Source organism: Salmonella sp. 741265073_HBA (assembly GCF_046569105.1).
GTDB classification, from domain to species: Bacteria; Pseudomonadota; Gammaproteobacteria; order Enterobacterales; family Enterobacteriaceae; genus Salmonella; species Salmonella enterica.
This window is the reverse complement of sequence record NZ_JBKFRY010000009.1, coordinates 138,135-156,148: the sequence shown is the minus strand read 5'-3', so window position 1 is coordinate 156,148 and position 18,014 is coordinate 138,135. Positions and strand designations below refer to the sequence as shown.

Below are 18,014 nucleotides of genomic sequence, written 5' to 3'. Positions count from 1 at the left end.
GTTCAGTCCTATTTATGGAAAACCACTTTCCCGCCAGCCACCACTTCATCGACGATGCCAATGACGCACAGATCGACCGGTGATAATTCGCTGCGATGCGCCTGACGCGCGGAACTGCCGCTGACCAGCAGTACCCACTCTCCGGTTCCCGCCCCGATACTGTCGATAGCGACGGCACACTGCCCGTCGGGGTTGCCCTGGGCATCGATCATTTCCACCATCAGCAATTTGTCATGCGCCAGTCCCTGATGGCGGACGGTACATACGATTTGTCCTGTGACGACTGCCAGTTTCATATCCGCCTCCATGGATTGCCCGTTGGGTCGTAGGCCTTGAATCTGCGCACCATCAGGCAATGGCGCGCATTCATGCCGGATGGCGACGCTGCGCGTCTTATCCGGCCTACCATCAAATGTTGCTGTCGCCTTTGAAGCTGATCGGGAACACTTCTTCCAGATCGCCGTGCGGGCGTGGAATCACGTGTACAGAGACCAGCTCGCCAATGCGCTGCGCCGCAGCGGCGCCAGCATCGGTTGCGGCTTTGCACGCCGCCACGTCGCCACGCACCATGGCCGTACACAGGCCACCGCCAATCTGCTTCACACCGACCAGCTTCACGCGTGCGGCTTTTACCATCGCATCTGAGGCCTCAATCAGCGCAACCAGGCCCCGGGTTTCAATCATTCCTAATGCTTCCATCGTGTTTTCCTCTCATTAAAGGGGTCCAGAACGGGACCGTTCATTCAACCAGTGTGTGTAAGCTGCGTTCGCGGCTCACGTCAGCCTGGCGCGGCACGGCTGCCACCAACGCCAGTTCGATAATTTCCTGCACGCTACAGCCTCGGGAGAGGTCGTGAAGCGGCGCGGCAAGCCCCTGAATTAGCGGCCCAACCGCGCGATAGCCTCCCAGACGCTGAGCGATTTTGTAGCCAATATTGCCCGCCTCCAGCGACGGGAAAATCATCACGTTGGCGCGGCCTTGCAGCGGGCTGTCAGGCGCTTTTTGCGCGGCGACCTCCGGCACAAAAGCGGCGTCAAACTGCAATTCACCGTCCACAAGCAGTTGCGGCGCACGTTCGCGAACGAGCTCTGTCGCCTGCTGCACGTTGGCAACATTGGGGTGACGGGCGCTGCCGTTGCTTGAAAATGACAGCATCGCCACGCGCGGCTCTTCGCCGGTAATGGCCCGCCAGGTGTCGGCGCTGGCGATAGCGATATCCGCCAGCTGCGCCGCCGTCGGCTGCGGCACTACGCTGCAATCGGCGAACCCTAATGCCGGACCGGCATACTGCGACAGCATCAGGAAAATAGACGACAATGTTTTGCACCCGGGTTGCAGGCCAATCACCCGCAGCCCTGCGCGCAGCACATTCGCCGTTGACGACAGGTTGCCTGCGATACACACATCAGCCTCACCGGCGCTCACCATGGCGGCAGCGAACATTAGCGGGTCGCTAAGCTTTTCCACTGCGTCCGGCGGCGTTTTTTCTCCGGCACGGGCAAGCCAGCGTTGCGCAAAACGCTGGCGCATACTCAGGTTGCTGTGTGGGTCGATGACCTGAATGCCATCCATCGCCATACGATGACTCAGGGCAAACTGACGCAGCGCAAACGGACTGGCGACCAGAACGGGGCGAGCCAGACCGTACTGTTGCAGGTAATGCGCCGCTTTCAGCACGCGTTCGTCCAGCGCATCGGGAAAGACGACTCTGGCGGGGGCGTGTACCGCCAGTTCGCGGGCGCGTTCAATGATCATGGCTTCTCTCCCAACCGTTGTTGAATTTGGGCGACCGTCAGCGGATGTTTCGCCACGCTCAAAATCATCATCACGTAAACCGTGCTGGAGAGACGGTTCAGCGCCTGTAAAATGTCCGGGCGCAAGACCTCAAAACTACGGGTAATAAATACTTGTGCGGCGAGGGTTTCCGTTTCGCGGACTTTGGTTCGCAGCAGATTAAGCAGCGCCGCATCGCGACCGTGACTGGCCTCCGGCACCAGGTGATCGTGGTCGAGATAGCGCAGCGGCTGGTGGGAAAGGCGATGCAGCTCATCCTCGTTCAGTCCGACGATAGACTGCGCCGCCAGCGGTTCATCTATAGCGTCGGCGCGCATAATGTTGCCCAGCCGCGAGCGGATATCGAAAAGCCACGGCTGCCAGGGTTCCGCCAGTTCGATTTGTAGCCACACGGTCAGCGCGATGGCGCTGTCGAGCGCGGCGCGAAAGCCGAGGCGCGGGTCGCTTTTGGCGACCATTTTGTCCGCCGTCAGATGGGTCAGCGTATCGGGCTTTTTCACCACCGGCTGGCGGCACAGTTCACAGCAGGCCTGTGGGTGCGTATCGCTACTGGTTAAGCCATGTACCGGCTGCGGCTGCTGTTCGTCATCATCGACAAACAGCCGGCCTTGCTGATCCAGAAACTTAATGCGCAGGCGGCGGCTTTCCAGCAGTTCCCGGGCCGAGGGCGTCAGTCGTGCATCAGCGGGCAGATGGATTTCCGATCCTTCGCTGAGCGTGTGATTCGCTCTGAGCCACGTTTCGGTGATGAAATCGTTCATACGGATTGCCAGTTCGCAGGCCAGGCGACGTACAGAAAGCGCACAGTCGTTGGCGTGCCAAATTCAATGCTGGAGCCTTTAGGGATGAACATCACATCTCCGGCTTTGGCAATCATGGTTTCGCCTTCATGGCGTACGTGCAGTTCGCCCTCCAGCACCATGTCGATTTCGTCGTAGTTCAGCGTCCACGGAAAAAAGGCGTTGTCCCACTGCATAAACCCGGCAGCCATGCTGCTGCCGTCCTGCTCTGTAACCAGATCGGTTAAGCCGACGCAGTGCGGTTCGGCGCCGTCGAAGCGGCCAAATTTCACGCTGCTGCCGTTAATGACTTTCACGCCGCCTTTACCCGTGACGGAGGTAAAGCTCGGCTGCATCGTCCCCAGTTCCAGCGACTGCTTTTCCTTGAGCACTTTTTCCATCAGCTGCGCCACCAGGCTTTCAGTAAACTGCCCTTCCGGGAGCTGCGCGATGATGGCTTCCCGAATGCGCTGGCTTTCGCTTTTACACGCCTGCGCCGATGTGGATGCCGGGACGGACTCGTCGCATTCGGTAATCGTGAAGCCCAGTAGTTCCGCCACTTCGCGAGCCTCCGGGGTAATAATGCTGGCGCGCAGCACTACCGACATCGCCTGTTCGCCGCGGGCGTGGGCCGCACGAATATCGTTAGCTGTGATAAGTTTTTTCACCTGCCTCTTCCTCCTGTTCACTGAGAGCCGCCAGATAATCCACCAACTGCCGCACGCTTTGCGGGTCGTGGCCGTTGAGCTCGAAAATCGGCTCCCGGAATCCAATCTCGCAAAGCAACTGCCGCGTAGCGGCGACGTCGGCATCCGGCATGTCCGTTTTGCTGATAACGGCGATATGTCGTTTACGGGTTCCAACATCCAATAACCCGGCAGGTAAGCGACTTTCTTTATCGTTTGCCGCGTGGACATAAATCAGCGTGTCCACATCCTGCAACGTGGTAATTAAGGCGTGATACCAACGGGGATGGCTAAAATATTCACCCGGCGTATCTATATCGCCATGATCATTAAATTCCACGGCCTGTGTTTTTCTGGCGAGGGAATAATTTCCCCGTAACGCGTTAAAAAGCGTTGTCTTTCCGGCACCGACCGCGCCGACAAAAGCAATACGTTTCATTACCGCCACCAATTAACTTTTTGTTAACTCACACAGGGTAAAGTTTAATAATCGCCCCAGCCCGCTGACCGTCTGTAATAGCGCTTCTTCTACTGCGCCGACGGTGCCATAAATCACCAGCGCGCCGCTAAATCTGTCGAGAAAACCGATGTGTACATCCGCAGCCTTCATCGCTAAATCGCCAGCGATCATGGCCGTCTCCCCCGGCGTTAAGGTCATAATGCCAATCGCGCCAGCATCGGGAACGCCGATCTTTTTCGCCAGTTCTTCACCAGGGTGCGCAATGAGATGCGCCAGCGTGACCTGTTTGCCCGGCACAAATTCCTGAATAATGCGTTCTTTATTCATTGCTCACCATCTCCACTGAAACTGCCGTCATCGTGGCAATTTTTTGTCGGAGTAAATAACAAAATTCGGCAAGGTGATGTAAAAGGTGAGGTAGATCACTAAGAGAAAGAAAATAAAAGGGACTTCTGTCGAAGGTGTTAACGATAAATATCGTGGTGCATCACATTTTCAGGCGTCATTCTGAATTTAAACCTGTTCCGCAATAAATACCCACCGGCTATTCTTTGTATTACTACTATTGATAAAAATAATGCGTATCACTCGATTTATGCATAGTACAGATTCAGTGAAATAAGTAGGGGTAACGCAATAGGTTCCAGAATATCCCCACCCGAGCCTTTCATGCCATGGCGAAGCCCAGCGGCGCATAAAAAAAGCGCAGGAGAACCTGCGCCAGAAGAGAGAGTAATGCGTTATTAAAGCGGCGTGGTTTGCGCTTCAACTACCGCTAACGCCACCATATTCACGATACGGCGTACAGAGGCGATCGGCGTTAATACATGTACCGGTTTAGACACGCCCATCAGGACTGGGCCGACCGTGACGCCTTCGGAACTGGAGACGCGGAGTAAGTTGTAACTAATGCGGGCGGCTTCCATATTCGGCATCACCAGAATATTGGCGGCTCCCTTCAGCGGGCTATCCGGCATCCGGTCATTACGAATACTTTCCACCAACGCCGCATCACCGTGCATCTCGCCGTCAATCATCAGATCGGGCGCTCGTTCGCGTACCCGCTCAAGGGTTTCGCGCATTTTGCTGGCGGACAGCGAATTTGAGGAACCAAAGTTAGAGTGCGACAACAGCGCGACTTTCGGCTCAATACCAAAGCGGCGAACGGTTTCCGCCGCCATTACGGCGATCTCCGCCAACTGTTCCGGCGTGGGATCTTCGTTAACATAAGTATCGGCGATAAAAGTGTTGCCGCTTGGCAGCAGTAAGGCGTTCATCGCCCCTGCCGTATGCACGCCGTCACGGTAGCCAAAGACGGCTTTCACGACGCTGAAATGCTCATGGTAGTCGCCGATGGTGCCGCAGATCATCGCATCCGCTTCCCCACGCTGCACCATGATCGCGCCAATGGCCGTATGGTTGCCGATCATCGCACGCTGCGCCTGTTCCTGAGTTACCCCGCGACGCTTCATGATCTGGTAATACTCGCTCCAGTACTCTTTGAAGCGCGGATCGGATTCATTATTCACGATCTCGAAATCAACGCCCGCTTTGATCTGTAGCCCCAGTTTCTGGATACGCATTTCGATCACGCTCGGACGTCCGATCAGGATGGGCTTCGCCAGCCCCAGGGTTATCAACTCCTGGGTTGCGTGCAGCACGCGCGCCTCTTCCCCTTCCGGCAGCACTACGCGCTTCGGATCTTTGCGTGCCTGCGAGAAGATCGGCTTCATGAACAGGTTGGTTTTGTAGACAAACTCGGTCAGTTTATCGATATAGGCATCAAAGTCAGCAATCGGGCGCGTCGCCACGCCGGAATCCATTGCCGCTTTCGCGACCGCCGGAGCGATTTTGACAATCAGACGCGGGTCAAACGGTTTCGGAATAATGTATTCCGGCCCAAAGCTCAGGTCCTGATCGCCATAGGCCGAGGCCACCACTTCGCTCTGTTCGGCGTGCGCCAGCTCGGCAATCGCACGGACCGCCGCCAGTTTCATCTCTTCGTTGATCGCCGTCGCGCCGACGTCCAGTGCGCCGCGGAAGATAAACGGGAAGCATAATACGTTGTTCACCTGGTTCGGATAGTCGGAACGACCGGTACAGATGATGGCGTCCGGACGCACTTCTTTCGCCAGCGGCGGCAGAATTTCCGGTTCCGGGTTAGCCAGCGCCAGAATCATTGGCGCGCGGGCCATTTTCTTCACCATCTCCTGAGTCAGCACTTTCGGGCCTGAACAGCCGAGGAAAATATCCGCGCCGTCAATGACCTCATCCAGCGTGCGCTTGCCGCTGTCGTCTACCGCATAGGCCGCTTTGGTCTCCGCCATATTCGGCTCACGGCCTTTGTAAATAACGCCCTTAGAGTCGCACACCACGATGTTGTGCTTTTGCATCCCCAACGCGACCAGCAGGTTCATACAAGCGATTGCCGCCGCCCCTGCGCCGGAGACGACCATCCGCACGTCGGAAATATTTTTCTCTACGACTCGCAGGCCATTAAGAATGGCGGCCGTACTGATGATCGCCGTTCCGTGCTGATCGTCATGGAAAACCGGGATGTTCATGCGCTCGCGCAGTTTCTGCTCAATATAGAAACATTCCGGCGCTTTAATGTCTTCGAGGTTAATGCCGCCAAAGGTCGGCTCCAGCGCTGCGACCACATTGATAAATTTGTCCGGATCAAGCTCATCGACTTCAATGTCAAACACATCGATGCCGGCGAATTTTTTAAACAGAACGCCTTTGCCTTCCATGACCGGCTTGCCGGCCAGCGCGCCAATGTTGCCTAACCCCAGCACCGCTGTACCGTTGGAAATGACCGCGACAAGGTTGCCGCGCGCGGTGTATTTGTAGGCTGCCAGCGGATCTTTTTCGATTTCCAGGCAGGGCGCCGCCACGCCTGGCGAGTAAGCCAACGCCAGATCGCGTTGGGTGGCAAGGGGCTTAGTCGGAGAAACCTGAATTTTACCGGGTACCGGAAATTCGTGGAAATCAAGGGCGCTTTGTTTTAACTGCTCATCCATCTTGTTGTTCCTTTCACGTATCGTTCAAAAAGTGACGCGGCCTGGTGCGCCGCACATTATCACCGTACTGCGCAACACAAACTTTGAAGGTCTGCAAACTATCACGACGCGGCGCAAGAGTTTGTTATCAACTTATAACGGCCATGTTACCTGCTTATACCAGCAATACCATGCCTGTCTGCTATGCTTTTTGGTTATGTAGTGTATCAATCTTTCAGAAGTGTGAATCAACACACTCATCTAACACTTTACTTTTCAAGGAGTATTTCCTATGAACCAGCTAGACGGCATCAAACAATTCACTACCGTCGTCGCCGACAGCGGCGACATCGAGTCCATCCGCCACTACCAGCCGCAGGATGCCACGACAAATCCCTCTTTACTGCTGAAAGCCGCCGGGCTTGAGCAGTATGGTCATTTGATTGAGGATGCGATTGGCTGGGGGAAAAAACACGGCGGTACGCAGGAACAGCAGGTTGCAGTAGCCAGCGATAAACTGGCGGTCAATTTTGGCGCGGAAATACTGAAAAGTATTCCCGGTCGCGTCTCCACTGAAGTCGACGCGCGGTTATCATTCGATAAAGAAAAAAGTATCGAGAAAGCGCGCCATCTGGTGGATCTCTACCAGCAGCAGGGTATTGATAAATCACGCATTCTGATCAAGCTCGCCGCAACCTGGGAAGGTATCCGCGCCGCCGGGCAGCTCGAAAAAGAGGGTATTAATTGCAACCTGACGTTGTTGTTCTCTTTTGCCCAGGCGCGCGCCTGCGCCGAAGCGGGCGTCTATTTGATCTCTCCGTTCGTGGGCCGAATTTACGACTGGTATCAGGCGCGTAGTCCACTGGAGCCGTATGTCGTGGAGGAAGATCCCGGCGTGAAATCGGTACGCAATATCTACGATTACTTTAAACAGCATCGCTATGAAACCATCGTGATGGGGGCAAGTTTCCGCCGTACTGAGCAAATCCTCGCGCTAACCGGCTGCGATCGACTGACTATTTCCCCTAACCTGCTTAAAGAGCTGAAAGAAAAAGAAGAACCGGTGATCCGTAAACTGGTGCCTTCCTCACAGATGTTCCACCGTCCTACGCCAATGACGGAAGCGGAGTTCCGCTGGGAACATAATCAGGACGCGATGGCCGTAGAGAAGCTGTCGGAAGGTATCCGTCTTTTTGCTGTTGACCAGCGCAAACTGGAAGACCTGCTTGCCGCCAAACTATAAACCTTGCATGGAGTGATTTATGTCCCGTAAAGACCTTGCCAATGCGATTCGTGCGCTGAGCATGGATGCCGTTCAAAAAGCCAATTCCGGGCACCCCGGCGCGCCGATGGGAATGGCGGATATCGCTGAAGTGCTATGGAACGATTTTCTTAAACATAACCCCACCGATCCGACCTGGTATGACCGTGATCGTTTTATCCTTTCCAACGGTCACGCCTCCATGCTGCTCTATAGTCTGCTGCATTTAACCGGTTATGACCTGCCGCTGGAGGAGTTAAAAAACTTCCGTCAACTGCACTCTAAAACGCCAGGTCACCCGGAGATTGGCTATACGCCCGGCGTTGAAACCACCACCGGGCCGCTGGGCCAGGGGCTGGCGAATGCCGTCGGGCTGGCGATTGCCGAGCGTACGTTAGGCGCACAGTTCAACCGGCCGGACCATGAGATTGTCGACCACTACACCTATGTCTTTATGGGCGACGGCTGTCTGATGGAGGGGATCTCGCATGAGGTGTGTTCGCTGGCTGGTACGCTGGGACTGGGCAAACTGATCGGCTTTTACGATCACAACGGCATCTCCATTGATGGCGAAACCGAAGGCTGGTTTACCGACGATACCGCCAAACGTTTTGAAGCCTACCACTGGCATGTCGTGCATGACATTGACGGGCACGATCCGGAGGCGGTGAAAAAAGCCATTCTGGAAGCCCAGAGCGTAAAAGACAAACCTTCGCTAATTATCTGTCGGACGGTGATAGGTTTTGGCTCGCCGAATAAAGCCGGGAAGGAGGAGTCGCACGGCGCGGCGCTGGGCGAAGAAGAGGTGGCGCTGACCCGCCAGAAGCTGGGATGGCATCATCCGGCGTTTGAGATCCCAAAAGAGATTTACCGCGCGTGGGATGGCCGTGAAAAAGGCGAGAAAGCGCAGCAGCAGTGGCAGGAAAAGTTTGCTGCTTATGAGAAGGCTTATCCTGAGCTGGCCGCGGAGTTTACCCGCCGGATGAGCGGCGGATTGCCGGAGGCATGGGAATCCGCCACGCAAAAATTTATTAACGACTTGCAGGCTAATCCGGCCAAAATCGCCACCCGTAAAGCATCGCAAAATACGCTCAATGCCTATGGTCCCCTGTTGCCGGAACTGTTGGGCGGATCGGCAGATCTGGCGCCGAGCAACCTGACTATCTGGAAAGGTTCGACCTCGTTGAAAGAGGATCCGGCAGGTAATTACATCCACTATGGCGTGCGCGAATTCGGCATGACCGCCATTGCCAACGGCATCGCCCACCACGGCGGCTTTGTACCGTATACCGCCACGTTTCTGATGTTTGTCGAATATGCGCGTAACGCGGCGCGTATGGCGGCCTTAATGAAAGCCCGGCAGATTATGGTCTATACCCACGACTCCATCGGTTTGGGCGAAGATGGCCCGACGCACCAGGCCGTGGAACAACTGGCGAGCCTGCGCTTAACGCCAAACTTCAGCACCTGGCGTCCCTGCGATCAGGTTGAGGCGGCGGTCGGCTGGAAGCTGGCCATTGAACGTCACCACGGGCCGACGGCGTTGATTCTCTCGCGGCAGAATCTGGCGCAGGTGGAACGCACGCCGGAACAGGTGAAAGCGATTGCCCGCGGCGGTTATATTCTGAAAGATAGCGGCGGCAAGCCGGATATCATTCTGATCGCTACCGGATCGGAAATGGAAATTACCCTCCAGGCGGCGGAAAAATTGACTGGCGAGGGGCATAACGTTCGCGTGGTGTCGTTGCCTTCAACGGATATTTTCGATGCGCAGGACGAAGCATATCGCGAATCAGTGCTACCGGCGCACGTGACCGCCCGCGTCGCGGTGGAAGCCGGTATAGCCGACTACTGGTATAAATATGTTGGCCTAAAAGGCGCAATTATCGGCATGACGGGATACGGTGAATCCGCCCCGGCTGACAAACTGTTCCCGTATTTTGGCTTTACCGTGGAAAATATTGTAGAAAAAGCCCGCCGGGTGCTGAACATCAAAGGCTAAGGCGAGCGTTAGCAACACAGACTTTGCGCAGTCTGCAGACCTGTTCTGTAGGCTGTGCAAAATTACTTCGTAGACTCAGGCGCATCTGACTGCCCGATGACGACCTCATCAATGGATTTATGGCACATCAGGCAAAAGGCCTTTTTTTTATGCGCCTGCAATGTTGAATCCCACGCCGCTGATCCGCCTTCTTTATTCACTTTTTCTCTTATCGCCGCCAGCCGATCTATTTCATAATAAGCGCTCAGGCAGCCACAATGGGGGCATAATACGGGGCCATTATTTATTTTCATACTATTTCCTGCTGTGGTGAGGCTATCGGGTAAAATAACAATCCTACCGTAACGTAGCAATCTCTATACCATAAATGAAACCTCAATAGGTGTATCCCTATTCTGAAAAGGGGGATAACAACCAGGATTCAACGCGTGATCCACAGCGTAGGCCAGGCATCCGGCCCGTGCCAGTTATCGCAGCTCGGTTCTTCGGCATAACGTACCAGACGAAAACGATCGCCATCATAACGCCAGCGCGTCTGGATACCACAGTCGGTTAACCCCCGCCCTTTCGCCAACGTCACCAGCTCGCGCGTTTTCTCGTCAAAGAAGGCGTTCATCAACTCCATGTCATTACTTTCGACGCCGCGATTAAACGGCAGCCGCAAACGTACGGCGCGCGAGGCGAGCGTTTTTTTGCGTGAAACTACCCAGGCGAGATCAATAGTGTTATAGGCGCCGGCTTCGCAGTTAACAATCAATAACGCTTTATCATCCGTCAACGCGCTGACCTGCGTCTCGCGACGCAGCGGGTCAAGCGAACAGCGAATGCCGTTTACCCGCCATGCTGCGTAGTCCAGCAGATCGTCGCGTTCTTCCTCACTCAGCGGTACGGGCGTTGGATTAATCACGGCGATCCCCTTTAATGCCGGTGCCGGGGGCACGCTGAGCGGCGGTTCGTTTCCTTTTTCAATCCAGGCGGTTTCGCTGCCCACACGTTTTTGTTGCGCGTCGATAAACAGTAATGCCGCTTTTAATCCCGCCAGCGAAAGCGTCTGAACGCCGTTTTTTAAGGTGATAGCTTGCGCATCCTGAATCGTCTGTAAAAATGCGGTGATGGTGGCAGGATCGCCGGTCATGAGGTGCCAGGGCGACACGCGCCAGTGTGGACTGTTGAACGAAAGCGGTTTGCCATCCAGCAATAAGCGAGGCGCAATTGCGGCTTCTTTAGCGTCGGGCGGCGCCAAACCGCCGCGGTCGATACGCAGTACCGCATCGGTACGCGCCCCGGCGCTGCGGCTTAATGTCATCACCAGCCCATGATGTTCGCCAGTATTGCGCGCTACGCAAAAATTTTGGTTATTGCAGGTGACCTGCCAGTCGGAAAAAGTCCGTTGCGCAGGCGCAGCCCACAGTAGCTGGACCGGCAACAGGCCAAACAGACAAAAAAGAATAACGCGGTAGCGCATGAACGGAACAACCCCAGATTCAGAACAACACAGCTAAGGCGGTATCTTCCTTGCGCGCCTCAGGGTTCTCAATCAGATTTATCGGATTGGTCTTTTTTGTGTAAAGAAATATATTTCTTTTTTTTCAGTCCATTAGATGAGACGTCTGTAAATAGTTAAGCAATAACACGGTCTTACCGTCCCGAATCTCACCTGAGCGCACCATTTCCAGCGCCCGGGAAAACGGCAGTTCAAGCACCTCAATCTCTTCGTCCTCCACGCCGCCGCCGATGCTGGCACGCTCGCTATCATGATATTCGGCAATGAAGAAATGAATCAGCTCCGTGACGCCGCCTGGTGACATATAAAGCTCAAATATCTTGCGTACCTCACCAACGTCATACCCTGTCTCTTCAATGGCCTCTTTACGGATACAGACCTCCGGCTCGTCGTTATCAAGCAGGCCAGCGCAGGTTTCAATTAACATACCGTCTTGATTACCGTTGACCCATGTCGCCACGCGAAACTGGCGAACCAGAAGCACGGTTTTTTTAGTTGAGTTGTAAAGCAGAATGGTTGCGCCATTCCCGCGATCGTAAACCTCACGCTTGTGACGGATAACCTCGCCATTACGACGGGTCAGGTCATAGGTAATGTTGCGCAGAGTGAAATAATTATCAGAAAGAATTTTATCCTTAATAAGCGTAATGGTTTGCGACATGCTGGCTCCAGGGTGTAAAAAGAGCATTAATATTACGCCGTGAGGTCGGTTTTGTCTGCTGAAGGGTTAATCCTTAATGCCGACTGAACGGACGTACAGCCATATTTTTCTGTCACTGCCATGACCATATTCTGCTTCTCCGGGCCGCAGAGTCCATGCTCGCGATATGATTTGACGGCCGGAGTGAGACTGAGGGAATCATCATGAAATTTACTCTCGTTGCGACGGTTCTACTGACGTTTTCCCTTTCAGCTTTTGCCGTTGAGTATCCGGTATTGACCACCGCGAGCCCTGTTCAGGTGGGGTTTGATAGCCAAAAACTTCACCGACTTGATGGCTGGATTCAAAATCAAATTGATGCCGGATATCCCAGCATCAATCTTCTGGTGATAAAAGATAATCATATTGTTCTACAAAAAGCCTGGGGCTATGCCAAAAAATATGACGGTTCCACGCTGTTAGCCCATCCTATTCGGGCGACCACTAACACGATGTATGACCTGGCTTCAAACACAAAAATGTATGCCACTAACTTTGCATTGCAAAAACTGGTGTATGAAGGAAAAATAGATGTCAATGATTTGGTATCAAAATACATCCCCGGCTTTAAGGATATGCCTGGGGATAAAATAAAAGGCAAAGATAAACTCCGCATTATTGATATTCTTCATCACGTCGCGGGCTTTCCTGCCGACCCACAATATCCCAATAAAAACGTCGCCGGTAAATTATTCTCACAGAGTAAAAGCACTACTCTGGAGATGATTAAAAAGACACCGCTGGAATATCAACCTGGGTCGAAGCATATCTACAGCGACGTGGATTATATGATTCTTGGTTTTATCATTGAATCGATAACGGCAATGCCATTAGATCGCTACGTCGAAACCACCATTTACAAACCGCTTGGATTAAAACATACCGTCTTTAACCCGCTGATGAAAGGCTTCACGCCGCCGCAAATCGCCGCAACGGAACTACACGGCAATACGCGTGACGGCGTGATTCATTTCCCCAATATTCGCACCAATACACTATGGGGCCAGGTGCATGACGAAAAAGCCTGGTACTCAATGGGCGGCGTTTCAGGACACGCCGGACTGTTTTCTGACACCCATGATATGGCTGTGTTAATGCAAGTCATGCTCAATGGGGGCGGCTACGGTAACGTGAAGCTATTCGACGACAAAACGGTTGCGCAGTTTACTCGCCGCTCGCCAGAAGACGCTACCTTTGGTCTGGGGTGGCGCGTTAACGGCAACGCCTCAATGACCCCCACGTTCGGGGTATTAGCCAGTCCGCAAACGTATGGACATACCGGATGGACCGGCACGCTGACGTCTATCGATCCGGTTAACCATATGGCGATTGTGATTTTAGGTAACAGGCCGCACTCGCCGGTAGCAAATCCTAAAGTGAACCCGAATGTTTTTGTCAGTGGGTTATTACCTGCGGCGACGTATGGCTGGATTGTTGACCAGATATATGGTTCCTTAAAATAAAAATTAAGAGCCTATCCCACCAGGCGTTATTGGCGCAGCCAGTTTGGACACGGACAGCGGCAAAAACCGGAGCGTACACGTAGTACGTGAGGTTTGACTCGCTACGCTCGCCCTTCGGGCCGCCGCAAGCGGCGTTCAAAACGCTAACGCGTTTTGGCGAGCACTGCCCAGGTCCAAAATGGCAAGTAAAATAGCCCTAATGGGATAGGCTCTAAGAAGGGATTCTGATAGCGTCCCTTCCTTCAATTTACACTCTATTTTCAATACTAAGATTGGCCTCATCAGGCCTGTTAAACGTCGCCCCGGCGGGAAAATGTTTATCGCAGGGCGTCCAGCCCTGCGAGCGTCAACATTTCTGCAAACGGAGTAAGGTTAGCCAATAAGTTTAAGATTTTTTATCACTCAATCATTTAACCGTTCCAGGCCTTAACCGGCCTACAAATACGCTTATTTAGCTAACCAGTCGAGTATCCCCTGCGCCGCATGTCGGCCTTCTGCCATCGCCGTCACCACCAGATCGGCGCCGCGCACCGCATCTCCGCCAGCGAAAATTTTCGGGTTGGACGTCTGGTAACGAAACTCGCTCTCGACGCTGGCAGCAATACGTCCCCAGTTATCCACCTTCACGCCATGCGATTCCAGCCACGACATACCATGCGGATGAAAACCAAACGCCATAATGACCGCATCCGCCGGCATCACGAACTCGCTGTCCGGTACAGGTACCGGGCGGCGTCGCCCCTGACCATCCGGTTCGCCAAGCCGCGTACGCAAAAAGCGAATACCGCTGGCGCGCCCGTGCGTATCCAGCACCAACTCAACCGGCTGAACGTTAAATTCAAAGTTCGCGCCCTCTTCCCGCGCGTTTTTCACCTCTTTTTTCGACCCCGGCATATTGGCCTCATCGCGGCGATAAGCGCAGGTGACGTTAGCAGCGCCATGACGCAGCGCCGTACGTACGCAGTCCATTGCGGTGTCACCGCCGCCCAGCACAACTACGTTAAGGCCCGCAGTATCAATAAACGGCTCGTCAGGCAACGCCGGAAGCCCCATCACCTGTTTGGTATTGGCGATGAGGAATGGCAACGCATCATATACCCCCGGCGCGTCTTCATTCGGTAAATCAGCCTTCATGGAACGATAGGTTCCTACCCCGACAAAGACGGCGTCATAACTTTCCAGCAGCGTCTCCAGAGAAATATCTTTCCCTACTTCGCAGTTAAGCTCGAAACGAATCCCCATCGCGCTGAAGATTTCCCGACGGCGCGCCAGCAGAGATTTATCCAGTTTGAAAGCCGGAATACCAAAGGTGAGTAAACCGCCGATTTCCGGATGGCGATCGTAGACGGTGGCGCTTACGCCATGGCGCGCCAGCACGTCAGCGCAGGCAAGACCTGCCGGCCCCGCGCCGATAATCGCCACGCGCTTATCGCTCTTCTGTACGTCCGACAGGTCGGGACGCCAGCCTTTGCTCAGAGCGCGATCGGAGATATAGCGCTCAATGTTGCCGATGGTAACCGCGCCATACTCATCGCGGAGTGTACACGCGCCTTCACATAGCCGGTCCTGCGGACAGACGCGCCCGGTAATTTCCGGCAGGCAGTTGGTCTGGTGGGAAAGCTCTACCGCCGCATCAATATCGCCGGCTTTCACCAGTTCGATCCACTGGGGAATATGGTTATGCAGCGGACAGGTCCATTCGCAGATACTGTGTTCCCCGCATGTGAGGCAGCGGGCCGCTTCACGCTCCGCCTGCGCGGCGCGAAACGGCAGATAAATTTCCTCAAAGGTGGTTTTACGCGCTTCAATCGCCAGTTTATCCGGTTCGCCGCGTGGCGGCGTCGCCTGCATACGCTCGACTTTGCTGCTTGCTGTCCCACTGTGTTGTGTATCCACGGTATGCCAGGGGCGAATCTCCTGCCGGGCGGTACGCAGCCGTCGCGTTTTAGCCAGACGGGTCAACGAGTCTTCGGTGACCAGTTGCAGCGCATCCGCCGGGCAATTTTCCACACAGGCCGGACCCTGTTCACGTCCCTGACACAGATCGCATTTATGCGCGCTGGCTTTGAACTGGTTTGGCGCGACGGGCGTCAATACCATCTGCATGGTGCCGAATGGACAGGCGACGACGCAGGATTTACAGCCGATGCACTTCTGCGCATTGACCTGCACGCTGTCGTTAATATGCGCGATCGCGCCGTTCGGACAGCTACGGGCGCAGGGCGCATCTTCGCAATGGTGACATGTGACCGCGCTGCGCTGGTGCTGATGTTTGATGACAGTAATTCGGGGCTGATAGCGCTGTGACGTCAGGACATGGCGCTCATCATTGTGAGCCATTACGCAGGCGACCTCGCAGGCATGGCACCCCAGACACTGCTGGCTATTGGCCATAATAAAACGATTCATGGCATCCTTCTGTTTTGGTTGTAAAAACCTTATTCTTTATATGAGCATTGTTATTAACTGACGAAGGCGGGGTCGGCAATGTTCATCTGCCCAGGAAGCACAACTATCTGTCCAGAACCTGTGGCAGATCAATTTATTTCAAAGCAAATGCAATTGCGATTCAGCTAAATGCGGGGAGTGCCAGCGTGACGGTTAAACGCCCGGTCTCAGCCAGTCTGGCTAAGGCTTTTTTCTATATTGTGCTGTTGTCTATTCTGTCCACCGGCAGCGCATTACTGACGCTGACCAGCAGTTTACGGGATGCCGAAGCGATCAATATCGCCGGTTCGCTGCGAATGCAGAGCTATCGGCTGGGTTACGATCTGCAAAGCCGTAGCCCGCAGATTAATGCGCATCGTCAACTTTTCCAGCACGCGCTCAACTCGCCGGTACTGCAAAATCTCAACGCCTGGTATGTGCCGCAGGCGGTGAAAACTCGCTACGCGCGCCTGCACGCCAACTGGCTGGAGATGAATAGCCGCCTACAGGACGGCGACATTGCCTGGTATCAGACCAATATCAACAATTACGTCGATCAAATTGATCTCTTCGTTCTGGCGTTACAGCATTACGCCGAGCGTAAAGTCATGCTGGTCGTCGCCATATCGCTGGCGGGCGGTATCGGCATATTTACGCTGGTCTTTTTTACCCTACGGCGTATTCGCCAGCAGGTCGTTCGCCCGCTGAATCAACTGGTCACCGCCAGTCAGCGTATTGAACATGGTCAGTTCGCCCCGCTGCCGCTGGATACCAGCTTACCCAATGAGCTGGGATTGTTGGCGAAAACGTTTAGTCAGATGTCGAGCGAGCTGCATAAACTTTATCGTTCGCTGGAAGCCTCGGTGGAAGAAAAAACGCACGATCTGCACGAAGCGCATCGCCGCCTGGAGGTGTTATACCAGTGCTCTCAGGCGCTGAATACCAGCCAAATCGATGTCCACTGTTTTCGCCATATTTTGCAAATTGTCCGTGAACATGACGCCGCCTGGTATCTGGAGTTAACCGTGGGCGATAACTGGCGGATTAGCGAAGGCACGCAAAGCCCCGACTTGCCGATGCAAATGCTGCCAGTGACGATGCAGGACACGGTCTATGGCGAACTCCACTGGCAAAGCCCCAACGTTAATGCCTCTACGCCGCTGCTGAACAGCGTCTCCACGATGCTGGGGCGTGGTTTGTACTTTAATCAGGCGCAAAAACACTTCCAGCAACTTTTGTTAATGGAAGAGCGCGCGACGATTGCCCGTGAGCTACACGATTCGCTGGCGCAGGTACTTTCTTATTTACGTATTCAGTTAACGCTTTTGAAGCGCGCTATTCCTGAGGATAACGCCGGCGCGCAAAGCATCATGGCGGATTTTTCCAGAGCGCTGAACGACGCCTACCGTCAGCTTCGCGAGCTACTCACCACGTTCCGTCTGACGTTACAGCAGGCCGATTTACCCTCCGCATTGCATGAGATGCTGGAAGATTTACAGAGTCAGACCCCGGCCAAACTCACGTTGGATTGCCGTTTACCCACGCTGGCGCTGGATGCGCAAATGCAGGTGCATTTGTTGCAAATTGTGCGTGAAGCGGTCCTGAACGCCATTAAACACGCCAACGCGAGCGAAATCGCCGTGAGCTGCGTTACCGCGCCTGACGGCGATCATACTGTTTATATTCGCGATAATGGCATTGGTATCGGCGAACCGCATGAGCCTGCCGGACACTATGGTCTGAATATAATGCGTGAGCGCGCGGAGCGCCTTGGCGGCACGCTGAATTTTTCGCAACCCTCCGGCGGCGGCACACTGGTCAGTATCAGTTTTCGCTCCTCCAACAAGGAAGAGAGTCAGTTAACGTAAAGAACGGCAAATCGCCGGAAGGCCAGATGTCAGGCTTTCCGGCGTTGGCACAAAAAGTATGCTGTAA

The 18,014-nt window shown here is 54.4% G+C and carries 16 protein-coding genes; 4 read left to right on the top strand and 12 right to left on the bottom strand.

Annotated elements, in window-relative coordinates; translation table 11 throughout:
• Positions 1-8: 8 nt before the first annotated feature.
• From eutN to maeB, 8 genes are all read right to left on the bottom strand, one after another.
• Positions 9-296 (bottom strand): ethanolamine utilization microcompartment protein EutN, encoded by a 288-nt coding sequence (gene eutN / locus ACLD3P_RS13960; protein ID WP_001522340.1) that lies wholly within the window; start codon positions 294-296, stop codon positions 9-11.
• A 112-nt stretch (positions 297-408) separates the two neighbouring features.
• Positions 409-699, bottom strand: a complete 291-nt coding sequence (eutM, locus tag ACLD3P_RS13955; RefSeq protein ID WP_000387716.1) for an ethanolamine utilization microcompartment protein EutM — start codon at positions 697-699, stop codon at positions 409-411.
• Between the two features lie 40 nt (positions 700-739).
• A complete protein-coding gene (gene pta, locus ACLD3P_RS13950; protein ID WP_411006381.1) occupies positions 740-1,756 on the bottom strand; it encodes a phosphate acetyltransferase in 1,017 nt (338 codons plus the stop codon).
• A complete protein-coding gene (eutT, locus tag ACLD3P_RS13945) occupies positions 1,753-2,556 on the bottom strand; it encodes an ethanolamine utilization cob(I)yrinic acid a,c-diamide adenosyltransferase EutT (RefSeq protein WP_000997661.1) in 804 nt (267 codons plus the stop codon). The genes pta and eutT overlap by 4 nt, the downstream gene beginning before the upstream one ends.
• Complete coding sequence (gene eutQ / locus ACLD3P_RS13940) at positions 2,553-3,242, bottom strand: ethanolamine utilization acetate kinase EutQ (protein ID WP_058214575.1); 690 nt, start codon at positions 3,240-3,242, stop codon at positions 2,553-2,555. Before eutQ ends, eutT begins: the two co-directional genes overlap by 4 nt.
• Positions 3,220-3,699, bottom strand: coding sequence for an ethanolamine utilization acetate kinase EutP (gene eutP, locus ACLD3P_RS13935; RefSeq protein WP_000820751.1), 480 nt, complete (start codon positions 3,697-3,699; stop codon positions 3,220-3,222). The genes eutQ and eutP overlap by 23 nt, the downstream gene beginning before the upstream one ends.
• 12 nt (positions 3,700-3,711) lie before the next feature.
• Entirely contained in the window at positions 3,712-4,047 is a 336-nt protein-coding gene (gene eutS / locus ACLD3P_RS13930; RefSeq protein ID WP_001031445.1) for an ethanolamine utilization microcompartment protein EutS, read from the bottom strand.
• 416 nt (positions 4,048-4,463) lie between these two features.
• Positions 4,464-6,743, bottom strand: a complete 2,280-nt coding sequence (gene maeB, locus ACLD3P_RS13925; protein WP_000344299.1) for an NADP-dependent oxaloacetate-decarboxylating malate dehydrogenase — start codon at positions 6,741-6,743, stop codon at positions 4,464-4,466.
• A gap of 271 nt (positions 6,744-7,014) precedes the next feature.
• Between maeB and tal the strand changes: the two genes are divergently transcribed.
• Together tal and tkt are read left to right on the top strand one after the other, a co-directional pair.
• A complete protein-coding gene (gene tal / locus ACLD3P_RS13920) occupies positions 7,015-7,965 on the top strand; it encodes a transaldolase (RefSeq protein WP_076934968.1) in 951 nt (316 codons plus the stop codon).
• Positions 7,966-7,984: 19 nt separating this feature from the next.
• Positions 7,985-9,985 (top strand): transketolase, encoded by a 2,001-nt coding sequence (gene tkt, locus ACLD3P_RS13915; RefSeq protein ID WP_000087325.1) that lies wholly within the window; start codon positions 7,985-7,987, stop codon positions 9,983-9,985.
• A 62-nt stretch (positions 9,986-10,047) separates the two neighbouring features.
• On the opposite strand, the gene ACLD3P_RS13910 is transcribed toward tkt, so the two are convergent.
• The 3 genes from ACLD3P_RS13910 to nudK form a co-directional block, all read right to left on the bottom strand.
• On the bottom strand, positions 10,048-10,278 hold the full coding sequence (locus ACLD3P_RS13910; RefSeq protein WP_000700635.1) for a hypothetical protein: 231 nt from the start codon (positions 10,276-10,278) through the stop codon (positions 10,048-10,050).
• A gap of 128 nt (positions 10,279-10,406) precedes the next feature.
• Positions 10,407-11,450: a DUF1176 domain-containing protein gene (locus ACLD3P_RS13905; protein WP_001270668.1), complete on the bottom strand. Its 1,044-nt coding sequence runs from the start codon at positions 11,448-11,450 to the stop codon at positions 10,407-10,409.
• Between the two features lie 124 nt (positions 11,451-11,574).
• Entirely contained in the window at positions 11,575-12,150 is a 576-nt protein-coding gene (gene nudK / locus ACLD3P_RS13900; RefSeq protein ID WP_000084033.1) for a GDP-mannose pyrophosphatase NudK, read from the bottom strand.
• 203 nt (positions 12,151-12,353) lie between these two features.
• Here nudK and pbp4b point away from each other — a divergent pair, with 203 nt between their 5' ends.
• The gene (pbp4b, locus tag ACLD3P_RS13895) at positions 12,354-13,652 is read left to right on the top strand and encodes a penicillin binding protein PBP4B (protein ID WP_411006382.1); all 1,299 of its coding nucleotides are present in this window, start codon (positions 12,354-12,356) and stop codon (positions 13,650-13,652) included.
• 447 nt (positions 13,653-14,099) lie between these two features.
• On the opposite strand, the gene aegA is transcribed toward pbp4b, so the two are convergent.
• Positions 14,100-16,061, bottom strand: coding sequence for a formate-dependent uric acid utilization protein AegA (aegA, locus tag ACLD3P_RS13890; RefSeq protein WP_001078942.1), 1,962 nt, complete (start codon positions 16,059-16,061; stop codon positions 14,100-14,102).
• A 185-nt stretch (positions 16,062-16,246) separates the two neighbouring features.
• Between aegA and narQ the strand changes: the two genes are divergently transcribed.
• A complete protein-coding gene (narQ, locus tag ACLD3P_RS13885) occupies positions 16,247-17,947 on the top strand; it encodes a nitrate/nitrite two-component system sensor histidine kinase NarQ (RefSeq protein ID WP_000216814.1) in 1,701 nt (566 codons plus the stop codon).
• The last annotated feature ends 67 nt before the right edge of the window (positions 17,948-18,014 follow it).